Below are 22,424 nucleotides of genomic sequence, written 5' to 3'. Positions count from 1 at the left end.
TTTTAGAAAAGATGATGAGGGTTACACTATTTAGAAAGTGAGGCAATGAATAATGACAGATCCGGTGAAGCCTTCTTGCTGCTCCGTTTCCAGAACTTCTTTAACGTTCGTCCCTGACATAAGAGCAATAGCGGATGAAGCGAATCAGGCTGCCTCAACAACACCTCCCGCCAAACAGAACATGATCTACTTGCCGGGCGGGGAGTTTTTGATGGGGACTGAAGACCAAGAGGGTTTTCCTTCGGATGGAGAAGGTCCGGTGCGGGCCGTCACCATTGATCCGTTCTATATCGATCCATATACGGTAACGAATTTGGAGTTCAAGAAGTTTGTAGACGCTACCGGGTATGTGACGGAAGCGGAGAAATTCGGATGGTCATACGTCTTTCATTTGTTTGTGCGTACAGCGGAAGTCAAGATCCTAGGTTCAACAAGGCAAACGCCATGGTGGCTGGCCGTCGAATACGCCAGCTGGCGCGCTCCGGAAGGGCCCGGCTCCGGAATCGAAGATAGGCTGGACCATCCAGTGATACATGTTTCTTGGAATGACGCTCAGGCTTATTGCAGATGGGCGGGCAAACGACTCCCTACGGAGGCGGAATGGGAATATGCAGCCCGGGGAGGACTCGTCCAGAAACGATATCCTTGGGGGGATGAGATCAAACCCGGCGGCAAGCACATGTGCAATATATGGCAGGGGAAATTCCCCGAAAAAAACAATGCAAGCGACGGATATGCAGGGACTGCGCCCGTCCATTCCTACGAGCCGAACGGATATGGCCTCTACCAAGTGGCAGGTAATGTCTGGGAGTGGTGCGCGGACTGGTTCAGCCCGACCTTTCATGTGAATGGGCCGCGGGTAAACCCTGTCGGTCCGCCGAAGGGGACGAGCCGTGTTATGCGCGGCGGTTCCTATTTATGTCACAAATCCTACTGCAACCGCTACCGTGTAGCAGCACGCAGTCAAAATACTCCGGATAGTTCGGCAGGCAATATGGGCTTCCGCTGCGCCGCTGATGCTTAGGTTTTCGTTACCAAGGCACTTAAGAAAAAATTCCCCAGTAATAAGTAACCGATGTAACCGATGTAACCGATGGTTACATCGGTTCTTGTTCACTTGATAAGAATTTATAAGTTTTTCCCAACTTATAGCTTCGCATCAACCTTGATAAACGCGCTGGTCCTTGTAAGACAAGGACGGCGTAGCCGTTTATCCTGGCATCGTCAAAAAATTTGATAATACAGGGGAAGACCTCGAAGATCTTATCTCTATAGGAACGATTGGATTGATCAAAGCGATCGAATCGTATTCGCCTGATAAAGGGACAAAATTAGCAACCTTCGCGGCGCGATGTATCGAGAACGAGATTCTAATGTCATAAGTGTGCATTGAATTGGTTAAGCCACATCGCGGCATGTGGCTTTTTTCATGTACTTCACAAGATGAAGAACCTATTTGAAAGGAATTGATCAGTTTGGCTTTCGGGCAAGAAGTATTATAAAATCACATCATAATTGTTTTGATGTATGATGTGATCCCATTTGAAGAGTGAGGAGTTTTGTAATGATTTTAAGGAATTCATTAGAATTTACGATTAGTGAAGAAATGATGAAGAGAATTAGTCAGTGGGATCAGTGTCAAGCAATCGATGTTAGCAGGGCCAAGTTTGCTTTTACTTTTATACCATCGGGACTTGGCACTTATATTATTGTCAAGTGTGATGTGTGTAAACGCGAACTTCATATACCGGATGATCTCGAGTAAGTCATTGCTAAAATCTTTACACACATCATCAATTTATTATTTGTAGCTTTTTGACTTAGTTAAATAAATTGGATATAATCAAAAATGAGAACATGCATTCTGTTATTTTGGCTTGGAGGAAATCCTCTTCTTTTGTCGAATAAACACTCTAACGTGATTAGACTTGGAGTGTAGCTAAATGGTGCCGAATCCAACATTTATTTATCATATAACGAATATTGAGAATTTGCATTCGATACTTAACAATAGTGGTCTCGTTTGTATTAATCAATTACATGAAGATGAAAGCTCTTTCGTAAATATCGCTTATGAGCAAATTCAATCTCGACGCTCGGAAAAACAAGTTCCTTTGCCTCCGTACGGTAATTTACACGATTACGTTCCTTTTTACTTTGCGCCGCGATCACCTATGCTATATACAATTAATCAAGGTAATGTAACGCAGTATCAAGGTGGGCAAAAACAAATTATATACCTCGTATCAACTGTACAACAAGTGCTTTCAGAGAGAATTCCATTTGTGTTTACTGACGGCCATGCGATCATGAGTTATTCTGAATTTTTTAATGATCCAGGTGATTTGGAGCAAATTGATTGGGGAATAATGAGCTCCCGCTTTTGGAATGATACTACAGAATATCCTGACAGAAAACGGAAACGTCAGGCGGAATTCCTTGCTTTTGAGTTTTTTCCGTTGAACTCTGTACTTGAAATTTGTGTAATTAACGATGCTTTTCAAGATCAGGCAATTAAAATCTTACAAAATAACTCAATTAATATTCCCGTTAATGTACGGCGAGAATGGTATTACTAAGGTGGTGAGATTGTGATTGAGTATAAAAAAGGTAACTTGTTGGAATCCGAGGCCGAGGCTTTAGTGAACACGGTGAATTGTGTAGGAGTTATGGGGAAGGGGATAGCGCTTCAATTTAAACAAGCCTTTCCTGACAATTTTAAAGAGTATGAAAAAGCATGTAAAAACAATTTGGTTATGCCAGGTAAAATGTTTATTGTTGATACAGGGTCTATGTTTAATCCTCAATATATAATTAACTTTCCAACAAAGCGTCATTGGAAAGGAAAGTCAAAGATTGAAGACATAAAGTCTGGATTGGTCGATTTTGTTGAGAAAATACGAGAGTATGGTATCAAATCAGTCGCAATCCCACCTTTAGGTTGTGGTAATGGCGGATTGGAATGGGATCAGGTACGGCCACTGATTGAGGAATCGGCATTGAAAGTTCCTGATGTTCTATTTATGGTATACCCGCCTATTGGGAGTCCAGAGCCTGATAAAATGCGTGTTGGAACTGAAAAGCCAAAGTTAACTCGTGCTAGGGCACTGCTCATTACACTAATGAATCTATATGCTGCACCGGGCTACAAATTGTCAATGTTGGAAATACAGAAACTTGCCTACTTCTTGCAAGAGTGTGGTGAAGATTTAAGACTAAGATTTGTAAGTGCTCAATATGGACCGTACGCAGATAATCTAAATCATGTTCTTCAAAGACTTGAGGGACATTATATAAGAGGATATGGTGATCGAAATCGGGATGCTGAGATTTATCTATTACCTGAAGTAGCAAAGGAAGCTGAAGAATATTTGAGACAGCTAAACGATGAAAGTACGGATAAAAGGCTTCAGGATACCAAACGAATTATTGAAGGATATGAAACTCCATACGGACTTGAATTGCTGGCTACAACAGATTGGATAATTAAACATCAACCAGATGCTAGTGCTAATGTTAAACGTACAGTCGATCATTTTAAAGCATGGAATGAAAGAAAAAAGAAAGTGTTTAAAGAATCTCATATTGAGACGGCGTGGCGACATTTAACTACTATTAACTGAATCTAATAAATGATGTGGATGCCCTGTCCAAATTAACTTTGGAAGGGCATTTATTGTTTAATCCTCGTCGTAATTTTCACCGTACATTAACAACAGTAAAGAACTAAGTATTTTCGTCAAACAAAAACATACTATCGAGCAACGAAAGATATCCATATGTGGTTGAAAGCTCACGGTGTCGATACTGCTGTTGAATCGCGCGGACGCTAACGCCGGCAGCCAACAATAAGTAACCGGTGGTTCGTCTTAAATCATGGACGGTAACATTCCTCGTAATTCCAGCTTTTTTGCAAATTTTTTTAACGATTTCTAACAATTTCTCTCCAGAAAGTCGGCGGCCGTTTACGGAGAACACAAAATCGCTGATGTCGCCGTCTATAGTTTCTTTGTATTGTTTATAATGTAATAATTCTTTTGTTAGTAACTTCGGAAGTGCAATTCCCTTAGCGTTGGTTTTTTGACCTTTATCGACTCGTACCATTCCGGTTGCAAAGTCAATTTGATCGAAAGTTAGATAGCACAGCTCGCGATTTCGTAAAGCAGAGGTGATCGCGGTCCAAATGAGCAAAAAATAATATTTAGAAAAGGGTTCGATTTTTAATGCATACCGCAATATTTTTTTGCATTCCAATTCTGAAAGGAAATTGATATTTATATTTCTCTCATAGAAGGTGTTTTTGAAATTCGCCATCGGGTTATGGTGTATGAGATTCATACGTTCAAGAAACCCAAAGAAGCTCTTCAGCGAGCTAAGTTTATTGTAAATCGTTTTATTCGAAAGCCCAGAATTTTGGAGAACTAAGAAGGTTACAAACTCTTCAATAAATTCGCGGTCGATCGGCTGGTAATCATCCGACTCTGCATAATAAAAGAAACGATTGAAATCAAGCGTTCCTTCGAATTGTAGATCGTAAAGAAAGTCTTGAAATATATGAAGAACGTTGATCGTTGCTTCCATTGCACGGGGCTTAAGCCCGCAATACTCCTTCCATACGCAGAAGTAGTTGGATTCGAATACGACACCAACAGTATTCATTCTTCATCGACTCCTTGAAAGAGATTAGCAGCGGCAGAGTTTGAAAAGGGGTGCTTTTCAATTGCCTCAAGAAGCATGCTGTTAAATAGTTCCAAGTAGATCATGGTAGTCTTTAAGGACTTATGACCAAGCAGCTTTTGAATTGTAACGATATCGATCCCTTCCTGTAATGCAAATAAGGCGAATGAATGTCGTAAAGAGTGTATCGTAAGCCGCTGCTTCTCTTCTGTTGAAAGAGTCTGTGCATCCTCAATCAAGGAATCAAACATCGCTTGCACGGTATTGTCGCTCAAAGGTTTCTTGCCCTTTGTTGCCGAAAATACATACAAATTGCAGTAACCATCGATATTTTTCAAATGGCCGTACTTAAAAGCTATATACATTCTTAATGTGTTAAGGGAGGACGGAGTGAGGAAACGGGGAACTTTCTCCAACTTATCTCCTTTCTCCCTGACCAAAATGTATTTTTCCTTGTAGAACACATCTCCTATTTGGAGTTGTGTAAGTGCGTTTAGCCTTACACCACTGCCTAGGAATACCCAGAGCATGGTATAGTTGCGGAACCCGTCGTTCGTCAATCTGGAGAGATTTACTAGCTCTTCGATTTGAACCCTCGTGAAAGCTTTAGGAAGCTCATTGTTAAAGGGGATCTTTATTACAAGGTTTTCTTTAATCCTCTTTATATCTAGTTCATAGAACCTAGTAAACGTGCGGGTAAAGAAGTCGCGTAAAAAGGAGGCCTTCTTAGAGCGTGTGTTTTGACTGCCTGCAGATTTTAAATATTCAACTAAAATGAGAGGCTCGTCTTCAAATGCAAGCAAGTTTGGGATTTTGGGCAATGTGTGAATATATCTTGAGAATTGTCTCAATTCGGAACGATAAGTGATCTTTGTACTTTCGGATTTTCGTTCGAATTCTGCACTGTTAAGATACCAATGCTCAGCCTCTTGAAAGGATATCTCTTTCAAAGGTTTCGACTCAACCGGAGTTACTAGATTACTCATTTCCAAAGCTTTCCGTATATTCTCTTCAGAGTGAGCGGCGCTGAGTTTCTGTAATTCCGCCATAATGTTGGCGACTGACGATTTCCCAGATTTCACTAACATCGGGTCAATCCCTCCAAATTTGATCGATTTTCTCCATTGCTTCTTGTAACACAGAGTCTTGTCGATGAGAGTATTTTGCAGTCGTGTCAATACGCTCATGCCGTGCAAGCCGCTGCAGTAGTTCAGGGTGAATACGTTTGTTTTTACTTAATGTCGTGATAAATGTATGACGAAACAGGTGGAAGCCTCCCGGGAAATTCCAGTTCGCTATGATCGAGTACAATTTATATTTTTTCAACATTTCTCGATATAGCTTCTGTGTATCAAGATAAATATTAAAAATTCGCGTACACTTATGAGTTGTTACCGCATTTAGTTGTTTAAAATACAATCGTAATGTGGGTGGGAGCAGCATTGGTGTAGGCTTGTTTCTTCGCCCTTTCCCTCGGATCCTTATGATTCCAGCTTCTAGATTAACATCACTCCAAGCCAATCGTTCGCACTCGCAAAATCGTAACCCAAGAAGGAGCAGTGATCCGAAGAATGCTGAATCGTATTCGGGTTCATCCGAATACTGTTGGAGCGTTTGAAAGAATCGAGATAGCTGATCTTGGTCAGGTATGTCCCGATAACGGTAACGATTTGCTTTTATTCCGTCGATGGAACCAATGTTTTTACGTATCGCACGTATGTCGTACAAGTACTTAAAAAAGGATATTACCTCGTAAAAAATGTTACTTGCTGTAATATCGGTATACTTTCCGGATATCTCACATCGCTCTAAATACTCCTTAAATTGAATGAGATGTTCACGCTCGATCAACCAGATTGGAACTGTACTCGCTGTGTGGTCTTGAAAGTTGGCAAACACCTCTGTCAGCCAAGAGAGGAAGAACAGCGAATAGCGAGTCACTCTTTGAACATAAGGTGGACTGTTGCCTTCACGAGTTAGGTGTTTCGCAAAACGATCAAGGTACGGATGAATTTCAGGTTCCTGTTCTTGCCTAGACTTTTTTCCCCAATTATCCGGCATCCGAAGTACACTATCTGGGTAATATTCCTTAGCCAACTTTTTTATGAAGTTAAAATCGATTTTCTTTTCCAAATATCTTTTACAGTAAATAATAATATTTTCTTTCGTCACATCCGAATCGGATATTTGCCATGCGGATTTGTTAACGATAACTGCAAGAGAAGATTGAAAATGTAAAGCTATTAAGTAAGAACTATAAAGTTGGTAAGGCGTGCGAAAAATCTTTATTTCTTTCAGCAAGGCGCGTATCTTTTGAAGCTTAATATTCGGAATTACTTTTTGCTCCCAAAGCCAATCGTTTATACCTTTCGAGCCAAGTCTCTCTACCGAACCGGTTTCCTCAATACGTAGAACTTCCTCCATAAGACTCCTCACCATCTCCTCACTGACATCCCATATATCTTCAGTTTGGTCAAGGTTAGTAGGATTTATTCCATCACCAAAAATTTGAATAGAAGAAGCATTCCACAGAATAGATATTGTTTTTTTCCACTGATCGTTTTGTGGCATATTGCTACTGTTCAATTCATTAATTACATTTTTTGAATCTTGATCCATATTGAGACCTCCTCGTTAGGTTTGGTTCAAACTTTCAAAATATTAGTTAGACAGAGGTGAGAACATGGCAAAGGTAGATCCGACCAAAATTGTAGTCATTTATGGGGATAATCATAAAAAGTCACTCTGGTCTGCAATAGAACTCTTGAAGACTAAAGTTACAATCGAGACTGCCGATTTGAAAATTCCACCCAACAGTCCGATTAGCGTTTTGAAACATGTTTAGTTTGTGAATGATACATTTCGCTTGTCTTTGATTTTGTTATTGCGAGAGCCTTAATTGCAGATCGAACGTTATGTTGAAAATGATCGCCTTTAATACATTTGATTCGCTTAGGTGTGACAAGCCCCATAAATATTACCTCTTTCAAAAAGGCATTAGAAAAACAAAAAAAGGGACCCAAAGTACCACAGTTACCTGTGGAAATTCGGATCCCTTTCGCGTATGCCAGAGACTTATATTCATTAACAGTTGAACTATTAAGAATTCAGCAGAGGAATTCTCCGCGATACCTGTAAAACAGGGGAAAATTCTGCCTATGACTCTGCTTATGTTTCATACTATAAAAGATTGAGGGACTTGTTGTCAATGCCTCCCCGTTTGGGAATTGTTAGAATATATAATAATTACATAGAACGTTTCAAAATTACCCATTCCAGACTACTGTGTTATACTTTTGAAAAGCACTTAATAGAATTGGAAGGTGAAAATTGTCATGGATCGCATTCCAGATTTATTAAAATACATTAAACTAACCGGGGAACGGGCGAAGTTGGATGCGAAAGCGAATGGGACGTACATTGTATATAAAACCGATAAAGGACAGATCGTGAGGGAATATACAAACGGCGAAATCGAGGTCGTTCAAAACCCGGGGGTGACCCATGAATGAATCATCCCCTGGCATGTACGTATTTGCTGGCAATAACGGGAGCGGAAAAAGTACGATACGAAATTTGATCGTAGACAGGCTTGGAGTTAGTGTGAATATTGATCCTGATGTAATTGCCCGAGGTCTTGATGCAGGCCAACCCGAACGTCGTAAGATATCTGCCGGGAAAGAAGCTATCAAGCTGGCTCGTGAATGTATACGTTACAGAAGGGATTTCTCGGTAGAAACAACATTGGCCGGTGGTAATGTAATAAGGCTTATGAGGGATGCAAGAGCGTTAATTGTCTCTTTAGGCGGCCTTTTAAAACAAACGCCTATATTGCGCCGCCGGGCCATTTATCAAGCCTGTTTATTTGGGCTCTTTAGCCTCTTTTGGACTGTGGTTCCTTTACGGTTGGCGGATGATTTCGGAATGTCCCAGCAAGGCATCGCATTGTTTGCTTTAGCAGGTGTGGGAGGCGCAATAGCAGCGCCGATTGCCGGAAGACTAGCGGATAAAGGCTGGACCGGATTTTTGACCGGACTGGCAATGATTATTGCAGCCTTGTCTTTTTTGCTGGCATATCTTTTTCAAGGCAATTCAACAACGGCTCTCGCACTGCTCGTTCTTGCCGCTATTATGCTGGATATGTCTGTATCGGGAAATCTTGTGCTTGGACAGCGTGCGATTTATTCATTGGGGAGTGAAGCAAGAGGCCGTCTGAACGGGCTTTTCATGTCCATATTCTTCATTGGCGGAGCAATTGGTTCATCTTTGGGCGTTTGGTCTTATGCCCATGGCGGCTGGAGTCTCACATCTCTAATTGGAGTTATAATACCGCTTTTAGCTTTACTTTACTTTCTTACTGAAAAAAAGAAGCTTAGCAAAGGACATTGAAACCCTTGCAGATGGTTCGGGGCATTGAAACTAACCAAAGCGGGAGAGCGCATCGCTGGCAGCGATGAGGTCAGGGGTTCGATCCCATGAGGGAAAACCTCACGTACGGATGAGGAGGGGCAGAATTTTCTGCCCTTTACTCAAGTAACCACTAAGGGGGCAGACCGCGCGCACGAAGCGTTTGTAAAGGAGCACGAATCGAAAATACCACTAGGTATTGCAACACCGAGCTGCTTCTAAAGGTGTCCACTAACTAAAAACGATCTATAAATTTGAGTTTCCTGTTTTCGATATTGTAAACAATGTATCTCCGCTTTTCGGAACATGCTTCTGCTCCAGTACAATTCGAAAGATTTTATGGCCCCAGCTGGATACGAGCTTGCTGTCGGTCAACGGGATTTCTTCGATTTGAATGGTAAAACTGCTCGTATCAAATTTCATTTGTACCGCATCACTATCGGATAAGAACAAAATTGCATCTTTAGTATGTTTTACCACACAAGGAGTTATAAAGTGATGCAACAAGCTTTTATTCTGATCTAGTTCATAACGATCGTGGATGATTATCTTTTGTATCAACCGGTCAAGGGATGCATGACGAATATAGTGTTTGATCATGGCTTCTGCCTCATAGGATTTGCTAATGTCCATCGACAGACTGGCTATTTGTTCGGTCGCATGATAGCATACTTGCTCAGAACGGTATTCAGCCCCTTCGTGCTGCATCACTCCATTGATGGTGGGCAGATTATGAAATTGGGACTGCATTGTCCAAATATCATAGCGGTTTGGGCCGAAAAACTCTCGACGATAAACCTCTACACCGATATCAATGAGAATTGGACGGGCGTTATAAAAGACGACATAATTTCCAACATCATTATGATTATGACTGTCTCCATTACTTCCGCCTTTGACACAAAGGAACAGACCTTGATCCGCCTCCTCAGTCTCCCTTGCTACCATAATGCCTAGACTTTCAATATAGGACTCCGTTTCAAATTTAACGGACTGTGCTTTCTGCAGCATGTTATGGGAGTGACCGATCGAAGACATGGCCTTTGAGAGAGAGAGCGTTGGAAACGTTTTGTTATCCAATTGGTACTTAAAGCAATGTGCTCCAAAGTCCGTTAGCCGTGAATCACCCATCTGAATGCCTGCGGTATAAATAATCTCTGCAGCTGGATTGCATTTTGCACTGCCATCCGCAAAATTTACGACATAATCCTTGCCTATATATAGCTTGCGAATATAATCGGTGAAGTTGCGAAGTTTTGGCTCCTGATAGATTTGAATCGAACCGTTAGTTGCATAGTCGACCAGAGCTAATCCTTCCAACAGCATGCCGCAGGATCTTCCCCAATAGGTGGCTCCCTCATCGATGCCTCCGTCCTCGTCTATTCCTTGCAAGTAATAATCCAGCATATCCATTGCGCGGACAATTCCTCTTTTTCGAAGATCATCGTCTTCCTCACAGAATAGAATAGTGATTAAGCAGTTGACCACACACCATGGATTCCAGTTATTCATGTCTCTCCGATCACTGTAACCCATCCACCAATAATCATATCTCGTTAAAAATGGGTCAATAATTCGGCGTTTAAGCTCCCTTTTGATTCGGCGGCTAATGAGAGGATCGATCTCATCCAACTTGTCTTTCAGAAGATAGTAGACGATCGCAAGCGTCATTCCGGTCTCGCCCGCAAATATATCAAGTGCAGGAATATCGATGTCGGGAACAGTTCTCTCGCCATTAATGGGCTCAGGCTCATAAATAAAGTTATGAGCAGGAACGACCCAAGAGCTTTCCTCACAGATGCACCAAGTACCATTTATGATGTCCTCCAAATAGGAGCCGTCGCCTGTAAAGCACTCCGCTAGCGTCAATGTGGAAAGAGCATGCCTGCGAGCAAAATAAGGTGTTTCAAAGATCGCTCGGTCACCGCTAACGAAGTACTCCCTATAGTCTGTGGCTTTAAGCATTGGATAGGCGAAGTTCTTGTACGGCATTGCCTGCTCAATGATTAGATCCCGGATCTGAGCATCTATTGAATCCCACAGCTCTCGCTGTTCATAGCGGAGAAAGGGGACAAACTTTTTTAAGGGAAGCACTGGAAAAGGCTTTGTTCTTACATGACCAGAGTCGGTTGTCTCATATATTAAATCTTTCAGCATGCTGTACCTCCGTTATTAGAAAGAAGATGGGAAGAACAGCTTAGTTGTACAATGCCGTTCTTCCCAAGTAAGGTTACTTCTTATTGATCTCGTCTATGACTGCTTGAAGGTTCTTTTCTTTGGCAAAATTCGTAAAGCTAGTTACATAGCCGTCATAATCAATTTTGCCCATGACATAATTGTGGAACAGATCCGTCACTTTAACTTTAAGATCGTTCACAACGTTGTTATAGTTAGCAAACTCTCCAGAAGGAAGGTCTGTTGTAAATTGATCTTTATAGGTTTGGCCTAGCTTTGCCATTTCGATGATGTTATCATATTGAGTTTGGGTATTTTTATTAAACTTAATTGGATATTTAAAGTCTCGATCAAGTGGAGGGAATGATTGGCCACGGAAGCCGAGACCGCCTTTATCCGGATTCGGAACAATTGTGCCGTCTACTAGATTAAAGTGGTAGCCTTCAATTCCGCGGCTAGTGGAAACGATGGCTTGTGGATCAGTTAGCAGCCAAGTGAAGAAGGCGTCAAACGTTTCCTTAGGGTTTTTACTTGCTTTCGTAATGCCGACCGGCGAATCTGCTTCATAATAGGATAGTCCGAACATGCCTTTGTCGCCCTTGAACGGCTTCACAAAAGCAAGATCTGCACCTGGGAATTTTTTGTCTAAACCTTCCTTGAGAGTATTATAGCTATCATCCCACATAATAATGGCACCAGCTTCACCATTCATAAACTTCGTTCTAACCGCACCGTAGCTCTTGTTTGTTGGCATTTCAAGATCAATTAATCGCTCGCTGTAGAGCTTTTTCATAAAATCTAGATATTGTTTATATTCAGGGGTAAGGAAAGGTACAACAGCTTTTCCATCTTTCATGTAAATTTGATTGCGAGTGTTGAAATACGCAGCGAACATATCCTGGTCCTTCAATACTGCAGAGAGGGTTAGAGGAATCGTATCATTTTTCCCGTTGTTATCCAGGTCTTTGTCACGGAACTGAGTCAGTACATTTACGAGCTCATCCATCGTTTTCGGCTGCTGTAGTCCAAGCTTGTCCAACCAATCTGTACGCATCCACATCGTCATATACTTTTGGTTCGTAACAGAAATGCCATACGTTTTTCCGAAATATTTAAATGGTTTTATCACATCCGGATTAGCATCAAGAATAGCTTTTACTTTCTTATTGCCATTAATATAATCATCCAAAGGAACTAGAAAATCTTGCTTTACAAAAGGGTAGGCATTAGCAGGCAGGCGAGCAAGATCCGGCATGTCACCTGAAACGAAGGAGGCCGTAACCTTCTCCTCCCAGTTAACTGGCGGAATATGCTTAATGTTTAGTTCAATGCTCGTTTTGCTCTTAAACTGATCGGATAATATTTTAGCTACTTCGGGATCAGAATAATAGTCCTTGGTTAAGAATGAGATGGATGTAAGCTTTTCTCCTTCAGCAGCTCCTTTTGTCTCAGGCTTGTCTGATTGACTTTTGTTACCACAGGCTGCTAGTACCATTGTGCTGCTTAAAAGAATTGCAAGAGTTCTTTTGACTTTTTTCATTTTTCTCCACCTCTGATGTATATTTTAATTTTAGCCCTTTACAGAGCCAAGCAGAACACCTTTTACAAAATATTTTTGTAGGAATGGATAAACAATCATAACTGGAATTAATGCTATGACGATTGTCGTGTACTGAATGTTTTTTAACAGTATCTGATCAGCACCCGTCGAATCCAAAGGGTTTTCCATTACTAATGTGCGTAAGACAACCTGTAACGTATGCATTTTAGGGTCATTAATATAAAGGATGACATCCAAATAGCTGTTCCATGAGGCTACCATATAAAACAATCCGACAGTTGCAAGTGCAGCAGTGGATAGAGGCAGTATGATTTTGATCAGAATTTTGATTTCGGAGCAGCCGTCCATGCGAGCACTCTCAACAAGTGAAGCTGGAATGCTCTCCAAAAAGTTTCGCATAATGAGGATATTAAAGGCGTTCAATGCAGCTGGAAAAATAAGTGCCGAGTAAGAATTAAGCATCCCTAAGTCTTTTACTAGCAAATATTTGGGCAGAAATCCTAAGCTAAGGATCATGGGGAGTAAAATAATAAAATTTAGAAATCTTCTTCCTACAAGCTCTCTTCTGGAGAGAGGGTACGCAATTCCAATGGTTAACACCATAGACACAATAAAACTGCATCCGGTTACGAACAAGGAATTTAAAAACGGTCCCTGAATGAGCTCGTTTTCCAATACATATTTATAGTGATCTAGAGTAAAGCCTCTAGGTAATATGCGGAATGACGCATCGGAAGAGGTTGAAAAAGTGAGCTGAACAATATACATAATCGGCAGCAGCACAATTAATGAGAGTAATCCCATCACGACGATGGATATTATTTTTACTGCCTTTTCCTCAAGAGTCTGTTTAATAAGCAATGACTTCACGCTCCTTTCCAGCTTAAAATACACCCTCATCATTAATTTTTTTAGCGATTTTATTGGTAATCAACACAAGTATAAAGCCAATTGCAGCCTTAAAGATACTGACAGCCATACCATATCCGATCCTCATTTCGCTAATCCCTGTTCGGTAGGCATAGGTTTGAATAACGTCAGCCGTCTCATATACTACAGGGGATGCCATAATGAGCACCTGGTCAAATATGTTAAGTATTTTTCCAAGCTGGAAGATGAGCATAATAACGATGGTAGGACGAATCGAAGCCAATGTGATGTTCCATATTTGCGATAGCTTTCCAGCGCCGTCCACCTTGGCGGCCTCGTATAGAGTCGGATCAATAGAAGTAATTGCAGCTAGGTAGACAATAGCTGAGTAGCCAGCCCCTGCCCATATGTCAGTTAACACTAACAGCCCTCGAATATGCTCTTTGCTGGCGAACCAGTAGGTGGGCTCTACTCCCATCAGTGTGGCGAACTGCGAGTTTACACTGTTTTGGGGAGCCAGAATAAGGAACCAGATACTTCCGATTACAACCCATGATAGGAAGTGCGGGAAATAAATAATGGTCTGCACTGATTTTTTAAACAGCCTCGAATTAATTTCATTGAGCATCAGCGCAATAATAATAGGAATCGGGAAGCCGAATAAGAGCTTCATGAAGCTAATAATAATAGTGTTCGTGAAAGCATTCATGAATGACGCGGAGTTGATTAGTCTTACGAAATTATCTAGACCGACGAAGGAAACCTGTGATGCTGGAACCTCTCCGAAATTGGTAAACGCCCAACGCAGCTTTAACATAGGTAAATATTCAAAAAGAAAATATACGGCCATTGGGATGGCGATAATGTAAAATAACTGGCGTTGTTTGTACATGTTCCGAAGGATCGAAGTGGTTCTCGACTTAGAGTTGTTTGTACGTATAGCTTCCATTCTCCTTTCTTGTGGTTGCTTCCCTAACTTTCACTTGAAGCTTAACAAATTGCTATTTGCGCTCACAATCCAAAACATTAACGTAATATCCTGAAAATCAACTAACTTATTAAAATGATTTAAAATGATTACACTGCGATAACAATGATTACACTGCGATAACAAAGATATGCTTAGATTAAGATAAGCGCATTAAATGCTAAATTGAAGACCGATTATTCAGGGGTTCAACTCTATTGCTATCTGACCGGAGGAGAACGAAATGTTTGATGTTGTAATTGTTGAGGACAAGAAAATAACCCGTGAAGGGCTTATCCAGTTCGTAGATTGGGCATCTATTAACGCACGCGTAGTTGGAGCCTTTGATTGCGGGCAGTCGGCTATTGAGTTTTTAAGTCGCAACAAGGCCCACATTGTTATTACAGATATTGAGATGGAGAACGGATCCGGGATGGAGCTTTCAGCTTATATTCACGAGCGGATGCCTCAGATCAAGATCATTATTATTAGTGCTTACGAGCGATTTTCCTATGCCCATCAAGCCATTCAATATGGTGTTTTCTCATATGTGCTAAAGCCGATTGCAGAGAAGGAACTGCTGGACAAAGTACGTCATGCCACTCATCAAATCACGAAGGATCGCGAAGTTCATGCTCTTGCCTCATTTGTGACTTTGCAGGAGCTTTCTACTACGCTGGAAGCCTATCTGATGAGCAGAGCAGTTGATCCTTCCATGCTGGATCAAGCATTTGAAACGTTACAAGGTGAGCTTGATTTTACTCGAGCTACTGTATTTGTGGTTCGGGGGTATGGAGAACGTATCTCTATGAGTAGATTAAAGGAAGAGGTAGCTAGAACAGGAAAGAAGATTATGCTGCTGCAATGCGGGACATTGCTTGCCGGAATCATCTTTGATGACAAGCCTATTGACAAATTATATTTTGAAAACCTTTACAAAATCTTTAAATTTAGAAAAAAGGTCCGAATCGGTGTGGGAATAAACGTCGGTACGCCTGCTGAGCTGAAAGAATCTTACGAAAGTGCTTTGCAGGCCTATCGCTATGGCTTTCTACACAGCTTAGATATGATCACCTTCTATGAACGAGTACGGGAAGACCTCCATGTAGAAAAGAAGAAGGATAGTACGCTCTTCCTGGATACCTCTTATTTAATTAAATGTATGGAAGCGGAATGGGATGATGAGGCGGAAAAATACATCGACATGATGTCTGCGAAGTGGAAAGCTGTTAACAGCAGCATTACCCATATGATTAATCAATGCAGCGAAAGCATCTCCAGATTAACATCAGAGCTGTCGGTCAATGCTGATGCATTTGCACCTGAGACAGTGCTGGCAGATCTCGAGCATATTACTTGTCTTGCAGAGCTGCAAAGCTATATGAAAGAAAGCATGAAGTCTATTTCGAACGAGGTTAAGAAAAATAAATCGCAAAAAATTCGTCCGATTGTAAAGCTGGCTTTGTCTTATTCCTTGGATCATATTGAAGAGGTAGGCTTAAGTTTAAAAATTATCGCGAGCAAGTTAAATACGAGCTATGTCTATTTGAGTAAAGCCTTTAAGGAGGACTACCAAATAGGATATACGGAGTATATGAATCTTTATCGGATTGAACTGGCGAAGAAGCATCTATCCACTCCTCACGCTAAAATTGGCGATGTTTGTGCTCGGATAGGACTGGAACAGAAAAATTTTTACTTTCTTTTCAAAAAGTATATGGGGATGACGCCCAAGGAGTATCAAAGTAAAAATTTCCCTAATGTTGGCTAACGGTGAGGAGCACCTATGTTACATTCAATAAAATGGAGAACCTACTTCACCATTATTGCGTTCTTTACAATTGCGATGGCTATTTCGGGCACCATCATCTATAACATCATAGAATCGGATCTTCAGAAACAAGCTATCCATACCGCAAATTTGGAGATCAACTTTGCTATTAAGCAGATCGATGATCAGTTTAAGTACTTGGATCAAGCCTACTATGCAATTGCCTTTGATCAAGAAATCATCAATGAATTATCCAAAGAGCCGGGTGAGATAAACTATAATAGAATTTTAACCAAGCTTGAAAGTATTTTGTTTTCTTCGAATTACAAGGTTTACTCCATTTATTTAAAAGATATTCGCAGCGGCGTGATCGTTTCTACAGAGGAATCTAGTATTGTGAAGCATAAGAGCGGTTTATGGGTTGAGGGCTTCACTAAAGAAGAGCTGAAAAAGCCAGGACTGATTCATACCCGGGATCTTACAACCGGCTCTGCTTCTCTCGTAGCCCTTGCCGGGCAAGTAAAGAAAAATTATTTTGAAGATCCTGTGGCATTACTTTCTGAAAATATGCTGCAGTATTCGTTTAAGGAAATATTAGTGAAGGATAATGTATACCCCAATTCTATCCAAATTATTAGTGACCAACACAATAAGGTTGTCGCCAATAGCGGCAACGATGCTCCTGCAACGGTTATGGAGAAGATCCAAGGCGTACCAAATGGAGGGCGGGTAATCATTGATGATCAGTCCTATATTGTAATTAGCGGTGAGTCCGAAATGTACGGCTGGAAATATACGAAGCTGCTGTTGGAGAAAGAGGTTTTCTCTGGCATTTATAAAATTCGAAGCCTGCTTCTCACCGTTACGTTCCTGTTTTCTGTTGGGATGCTGATCTTTCTTTATCGAGTGTTGGATCATGTAACAGCTCCGATTTATCAGCTTTCTGCTATGATCAAAAAGTATCGTAAGAATAGCAATGAGAAGGTGGTTTTTAAGACTAACCGTAAGGATGAATTTTCCTTCTTGTTTCAGAGCTTAGATGACATGGTCCAGCGTATTGACCAGTTAATTGACGAGGTTTATAAGGCAGGTTTATATAAGAAAGAAACGCAGTTGCGTATATATCGCAACAGCATTAATCCGCATTTCATATACAATATTTTAGACTCCATTATTTGGACAATGAAGTTTAAAGACTACGACAAAGTTACAGACATTATTCAAGATTTCTCGACGTTCCTGCATCATACACTTCATGAAAATAAAGAATTTATTGGCGTCCTCGATATGTGGGCCGAGCTGATCTCTTATTGTAAGCTGGAATCGTTTTTGAAGGATGATCTTATTACGTTTACTGTAGAATTTCAGGAAGAGATTCAACAGCAAAGAGTGCCTTCGTTCATTCTTCAACCGCTTGTAGAAAACTGTTTTAAGCATGGCTTCAAGGGTAGGAAGCAAGGACATATTACGATTCTGGGGTATAGGGAAGGGCAGGAGCTTTTATTCGTTGTGGAGGATGACGGGAATGGAATGGCGGAGGAAGAGCTGAATGCCTTAATGAATTATGTGCTTCATTATGATATTAATGTCAATAAAAAGCACTTTGGTCTAGCAAGCGTACACCATCGCTTAAATCTATATTACGGCGAGAAATATGGAGTACGAATGACCTCTAAGCCAGGAGAAGGAACTAGGATTATGGTTAACCTTCCGCTTCATCAGACAGACAACATAGCTGCCGGATCAAAACTGTTGATCTGATTATAGAAAAAATGAATTTTGGAATGAATATTGATATTGAATAATTTTGGTGATAGAACATTGATTTTCAAGGTTGTTCCTATCGAGGATATCTTTAATAATGAATGCGTACCCCAGTAAGAGCTGTCAGGTGCACATTCATTTTTTCTTTTACCATATTGATGGGAAAATGATGCGTTTACTCGTATGAACTGAGGTGGTGGGTGGGTCTTTAAAGAGTAAGTTTTTGAAGCATGTCTTAAAAAAGGCAATAGGATACCCGGGACATCCCATAATCTTAAAAGGAACTGGGGCTGCCGAAGGCTCGCCGTCGTATTTTTGCCGCTGTCAATTATGCAACAGGATTAGAGTTGTCCGTTGCGGGATAGCTTAGCGATGATTCGCCGATTTAGTGCACTTTAAACATAAACATAAATACAAATTCTTTTTACGAGGAGTTTTATGAATGATCAGGTCATTGCAAGAGCATATTGATGAATTCCACAAACAAGGATACACCTTGATGAAGGGTGCCCTTCAAGCGCAGGAAGCGGAGTCGCTGAAGGAAGGCGTGCTCAAAGCGATGGAGGGCCCGGGCGATGGCTACAGAGATGGTCTCCGGACGCGTATGTTCGAGAAGGGCGAGCAGTTCCAGCGGCTGATCATGCAACCAGGGGTTGTCGATTTCGCCGAGGCGGTGCTCGGCCCGAAATGTCATATGTTCGCTATGAACGCGCATCGCACGGCACGAAACGGAGGCATCGACAACTGGCATGTGGACGAAGAACTGTTCTTCCCACTGCCGGAAGGCGTCGAATTCGACCCTCGGATGCAAATGCCTACGTTCCTGATCACCTGCATCTATTATCTGGTCGATGTGACAGAAACAATGGGACCGACACAGGTGATTCCCGGCAGTCACAGGAGCGGTCAGGAGCCTGATCCGAATCAAAATCCTCCTATCTACAAGGGGCAAGAACCGGTAACGATTTTGGCCAAACAGGGGGATTGCCTGCTCTTCACGGGGCAGTTATGGCATCGCGGCGCGCGCAACGAGAGCGATGAGGTGCGGATCGTGCAGCAGGTCATGTACGGGAAACGGTGGATCTCTCAGCGGTTTTATCCGTTTGTCAATTATCAGCTGCCGCAAGAGATCGTAGAGCGCTGGAAAGATCATCCCCGGATGAGCCGGCTGCTGGGCATGCACCAAAGAGGACCCTACGGGTAAGCGCAAGAAAGAGGAGACTGCCATAGCCTCTCGGAATTAGAGGGGGCTGAATGAGGTGAAAACTACGGAAATGAGCAATTGGAGCTGGAAAACATGGAAAATGAAAACCAGTTTCAAAAAAGGGCAGACTCCGCCAATTTTACAATTGCGTTTTTTAAAATTAGGCTGCTGAAGGGCAAATGGTCGATTTCAGTTTGTCCCACTCGTCTTTCTGACTCACGTACCAGGCATCCATGTGCTGGCAGATCATAATGCCGTAGATGCGCATGTACCACATCATGGTCGAGCGGTGCCGACCGGATTCGAGCTTGTAGTCGATCTTCTCCCGCTTGTTGGAGCGCTCGATGGAAGTGCGGCGTTTGTAAGTAAGGTTCCACTTTTCCGACCCGCGAACGGTTTTAGGATACAGGCGAAGATTATCGCTGCTGTGCGTGTGGTACGTCCGTCCGTATTTGGCATCCGAGCACCCGCAGGACGGGGAACATCTCCACTTGCGGCGATTCTGAGATTTGTCAAAGCCATTGGGCTTCATCTCGTTTCCTTTCGGACAGATCGGGATGCCGGTCGGAGAAATCTGGATGTCGCTGTCTGTTGCCGTATTCTTCTTGCTGCGATTGTTGAGATCAATGAACGGCTCGATGTTCTGGTGATCGAGAAGCAGATAGATCGCTTCAGCATCATGAGCGGCGTCGAGAAGCATTTTGTCTACCGTGCCCAAGGTGAAACGTTGCTTGAATTCGACTGTGCTCATGACGAGACTGACGGCGTCATGCCCCGAGGCAGGCTGCAGTCTCGGATAGAGGGGCAAATCGTGTTTACTGTCCGCTGCAGAGATCATGTACAGGTGGTACCCGTTGAAGTGCTTTTCTCTAGCGCTGTCCCAACCTGAGTTGCAGTCGGGTTGGGAGTAAAGACGAGGATGGTTGCAATCAGCTATACCGCGGGCGCGACAATCGCAAGTCGGTTTGCTCCGGGGATAGGCGGAAGTAACAACCGGTGTGCCATCACCGGCCGCGCTAAGCGCCGAAACATCCCCGAGCAAACCCAAATTCGCCGAGACGGTCAGAATCTGGGCCTGGAAGAAGTCAAAGAGCCGATCGGCAGGCAAAGCGTTTTTTTTGTCGGTGTGACGCATCATCCACTCCACCAAACGCTTCACTTTGCCGGGCGTGGTGGTAGGCGCTATTTCTCCCTTCTTGCCTTTCTTGGTTTTGCCCTTGCGTTTACGCTGTTTCTTGGGTTTGAGGTGTTTGTCTACCGCAGGCCAGAGGCGTTCGAAAAAGTCGTAGAACGTCCCGACGCCGGGAAGATCGTCAAAGTCAAAGCCGCTCAGAATGGCGTAGATCGGGGTGCGTTTCATTTCATTGATCCATTCGGTCAGTCCCATCTCCGGATTGGTCATGAGGAAGATGAGGAAGGACCGCAGCAAGGAAGCCGGATCGCGGGGCAGGGGTCCCCGATTGGAATAGGCATCGTGAAGCAACGTCGTAATGGCGGAAAGATCGGTCATCCAAAGTTTGGCTGCCAGCGGCCAATCCTTATTGATGAGGACGATGCCGGGTCCATAATGCGTGCGAAGTTGCTGGTGAACAAAAGCTTGGTAGTTCGAATGAGGAACGAAAACAGGTTTCATGAAGAGCACTCCAATCGCTAGTAGTAAGGGTCATACCCCTTCACGCGATTTTGGAGAAAATTGGAATTTGTCAAGTCTTTTTTAAAAAGAAAATAGCCACTTTTTCAGATTTTTTTCCAATTCAAAATATGGCTGAAATAAAAAATCCCCCTACGAATGTAGGAGGAAGATATATTTGGTGGTTCAAGGAATCCCTTGTCCCATCTGCCTCGGCGAATGCCGAGAGGCTATTTACTAAAAAGGAGGACTACACAATGCGTTTATCCACCTCAACAAACCTATTGGACAGAGAATTTGACGAGTTTGGAGTTATTTCCCCTGAAAGCTGTCTAGAGCAGTGTCTAGAAGCGGGTTTTAAGGTTTTTGACTTTAACTTCTGCGATCAAGGCAGACCAGGTCGTCCTATTGCGCAAGATGATTGGTATGAGTATATATGTAAATTTAAGAAGTTCGCAGATGAGCTGGGCGTAACCTTCTCGCAAACTCATCTACACATGTATGATCCGAATGATCCAGGAATTACTGATCATGGCTGGGAAAGAGAGCTTTTACACCGCTCTATCGTTTGCTCGGGTGTACTTGGAGCAGAATGGGCAGTAGCTCACCCCTTACATCAGCACAAGCCGAATTATTCGAGACAGGATTTTTTGCAAATGAATTTGGAATTTTTCGGACCTATAGTGGACGAGGCTAAAAAGCTAGGTTACGGGATATCACTTGAAAATATGGTGCAATGGGACAAAGATGAATATGTATATGCGTGCAATGGAGAAGATCTGGCGGAGCTAGTGGACGCCTTAAATCGTCCAAACGTTGGTGTATGCTGGGATTTCGGACATGCCAATCTTAGCGTAAGAGACCAAGCTGCCGAGCTGCGCAAGATTGGGCCACGACTTAAGTCGACTCATATTGCGGACAATCACGGTCATGCAGATGAGCATTTGGCACCGTTCTATGGCCACGTAGATTGGCATCAAATGATGCGTGTTCTCAAAGAAATCAAGTATAAAGGGGATTTCACTTACGAAATTCAAGCATTTTCAAGCCCATTGCCGGTTGAGCTTCGTAAAACAATGACTGCTCATGTAGCTGACATTGGAAAATATTTGATCAGTTTGTTTGAAAAATAGGACACATTGTTTACTAAATTCTAGTGGAAGGATATAGGGAATTTTATCTCCCATACGATCACATTGCTGCGAGATTTTAGTTTCGCAAACGGGTTATATTCCCCATGTGGATTTCCGAGCATCAACGCAGCCAGAGAAATGGGATACAACCGCTTGCGACTGGAATGTAGAAACGGACGGCATTGTTGGTGGAGGAATTGCAGCCTACCACCGTGAAGAGGAAACGAATGTGCCTATTTCTAAATGAATTGCGTGAATAGTTTTA

Annotated in this window: 16 protein-coding genes and 2 pseudogenes; 10 read left to right on the top strand and 8 right to left on the bottom strand. The window is 42.4% G+C overall.

Annotated features, from left to right (window positions below; all coding sequences use genetic code 11):
• The first annotated feature begins 52 nt into the window (after positions 1-52).
• From O9H85_RS03435 to darG, 4 genes and pseudogenes are all read left to right on the top strand, one after another.
• On the top strand, positions 53-1,024 hold the full coding sequence (locus tag O9H85_RS03435) for a formylglycine-generating enzyme family protein (protein WP_269879898.1): 972 nt from the start codon (positions 53-55) through the stop codon (positions 1,022-1,024).
• A 196-nt stretch (positions 1,025-1,220) separates the two neighbouring features.
• Positions 1,221-1,376 (top strand): annotated as a pseudogene (locus O9H85_RS03430) (sigma factor); the annotation flags it as partial.
• A gap of 567 nt (positions 1,377-1,943) precedes the next feature.
• On the top strand, positions 1,944-2,579 hold the full coding sequence (darT, locus tag O9H85_RS03425) for a type II toxin-antitoxin system toxin DNA ADP-ribosyl transferase DarT (protein WP_269879897.1): 636 nt from the start codon (positions 1,944-1,946) through the stop codon (positions 2,577-2,579).
• A gap of 12 nt (positions 2,580-2,591) precedes the next feature.
• Positions 2,592-3,623, top strand: a complete 1,032-nt coding sequence (darG, locus tag O9H85_RS03420; protein WP_269879896.1) for a type II toxin-antitoxin system antitoxin DNA ADP-ribosyl glycohydrolase DarG — start codon at positions 2,592-2,594, stop codon at positions 3,621-3,623.
• Positions 3,624-3,726: 103 nt separating this feature from the next.
• On the opposite strand, the gene O9H85_RS03415 is transcribed toward darG, so the two are convergent.
• Genes O9H85_RS03415 through O9H85_RS03405 form a run of 3 tightly spaced genes read right to left on the bottom strand, consistent with a single transcriptional unit; the run spans position 3,727 to position 7,296 of the window.
• Positions 3,727-4,659, bottom strand: coding sequence for a tyrosine-type recombinase/integrase (locus O9H85_RS03415; protein WP_269879895.1), 933 nt, complete (start codon positions 4,657-4,659; stop codon positions 3,727-3,729).
• A complete protein-coding gene (locus O9H85_RS03410) occupies positions 4,656-5,765 on the bottom strand; it encodes a tyrosine-type recombinase/integrase (RefSeq protein ID WP_269879894.1) in 1,110 nt (369 codons plus the stop codon). Before O9H85_RS03410 ends, O9H85_RS03415 begins: the two co-directional genes overlap by 4 nt.
• 4 nt (positions 5,766-5,769) lie before the next feature.
• Positions 5,770-7,296 carry a tyrosine-type recombinase/integrase gene (locus O9H85_RS03405; protein WP_269879893.1) on the bottom strand — a complete coding sequence of 509 codons (1,527 nt, stop codon included), beginning with the start codon at positions 7,294-7,296 and terminating at the stop codon, positions 5,770-5,772.
• Between the two features lie 716 nt (positions 7,297-8,012).
• Here O9H85_RS03405 and O9H85_RS03400 point away from each other — a divergent pair.
• On the top strand, positions 8,013-8,189 hold the full coding sequence (locus O9H85_RS03400) for a hypothetical protein (protein ID WP_269879892.1): 177 nt from the start codon (positions 8,013-8,015) through the stop codon (positions 8,187-8,189).
• 277 nt (positions 8,190-8,466) lie between these two features.
• Positions 8,467-9,066, top strand: a pseudogene (locus O9H85_RS03395) (MFS transporter); the annotation flags it as partial.
• Between the two features lie 264 nt (positions 9,067-9,330).
• On the opposite strand, the gene O9H85_RS03390 reads toward O9H85_RS03395, so the two are convergent.
• From O9H85_RS03390 to O9H85_RS03375, 4 genes are all read right to left on the bottom strand, one after another.
• Entirely contained in the window at positions 9,331-11,241 is a 1,911-nt protein-coding gene (locus tag O9H85_RS03390) for a heparinase II/III domain-containing protein (RefSeq protein ID WP_269879891.1), read from the bottom strand.
• Positions 11,242-11,314: 73 nt separating this feature from the next.
• Positions 11,315-12,799, bottom strand: coding sequence for an extracellular solute-binding protein (locus O9H85_RS03385; protein ID WP_269879890.1), 1,485 nt, complete (start codon positions 12,797-12,799; stop codon positions 11,315-11,317).
• Between the two features lie 30 nt (positions 12,800-12,829).
• Complete coding sequence (locus O9H85_RS03380; RefSeq protein ID WP_269879889.1) at positions 12,830-13,681, bottom strand: carbohydrate ABC transporter permease; 852 nt, start codon at positions 13,679-13,681, stop codon at positions 12,830-12,832.
• A gap of 22 nt (positions 13,682-13,703) precedes the next feature.
• The gene (locus O9H85_RS03375; protein WP_269879888.1) at positions 13,704-14,582 is read right to left on the bottom strand and encodes an ABC transporter permease; all 879 of its coding nucleotides are present in this window, start codon (positions 14,580-14,582) and stop codon (positions 13,704-13,706) included.
• A 319-nt stretch (positions 14,583-14,901) separates the two neighbouring features.
• On the opposite strand from O9H85_RS03375, the gene O9H85_RS03370 reads away from it, so the two are divergent.
• The 3 genes from O9H85_RS03370 to O9H85_RS03360 all read left to right on the top strand — a co-directional run bounded on the left by O9H85_RS03370 (position 14,902) and on the right by O9H85_RS03360 (position 19,396).
• Positions 14,902-16,428 (top strand): response regulator, encoded by a 1,527-nt coding sequence (locus tag O9H85_RS03370; protein ID WP_269879887.1) that lies wholly within the window; start codon positions 14,902-14,904, stop codon positions 16,426-16,428.
• A 15-nt stretch (positions 16,429-16,443) separates the two neighbouring features.
• On the top strand, positions 16,444-18,189 hold the full coding sequence (locus O9H85_RS03365) for a sensor histidine kinase (RefSeq protein WP_269879886.1): 1,746 nt from the start codon (positions 16,444-16,446) through the stop codon (positions 18,187-18,189).
• 445 nt (positions 18,190-18,634) lie between these two features.
• Complete coding sequence (locus tag O9H85_RS03360) at positions 18,635-19,396, top strand: phytanoyl-CoA dioxygenase family protein (RefSeq protein ID WP_269879885.1); 762 nt, start codon at positions 18,635-18,637, stop codon at positions 19,394-19,396.
• 160 nt (positions 19,397-19,556) lie between these two features.
• Here the strand turns inward: O9H85_RS03360 and O9H85_RS03355 are convergent, their stop codons facing one another.
• Entirely contained in the window at positions 19,557-21,029 is a 1,473-nt protein-coding gene (locus tag O9H85_RS03355) for a transposase (RefSeq protein ID WP_269879884.1), read from the bottom strand.
• A 254-nt stretch (positions 21,030-21,283) separates the two neighbouring features.
• Between O9H85_RS03355 and O9H85_RS03350 the strand changes: the two genes are divergently transcribed.
• Positions 21,284-22,159, top strand: a complete 876-nt coding sequence (locus O9H85_RS03350) for a sugar phosphate isomerase/epimerase family protein (protein WP_269879883.1) — start codon at positions 21,284-21,286, stop codon at positions 22,157-22,159.
• Positions 22,160-22,424 lie beyond the last annotated feature (265 nt).

Source organism: Paenibacillus gyeongsangnamensis, assembly GCF_027533625.1.
GTDB classification, from domain to species: Bacteria; Bacillota; Bacilli; order Paenibacillales; family NBRC-103111; genus Paenibacillus_G; species Paenibacillus_G gyeongsangnamensis.
Note: the sequence above shows the minus strand (reverse complement) of the source record. Positions and strands in the feature narration are given on the sequence as shown.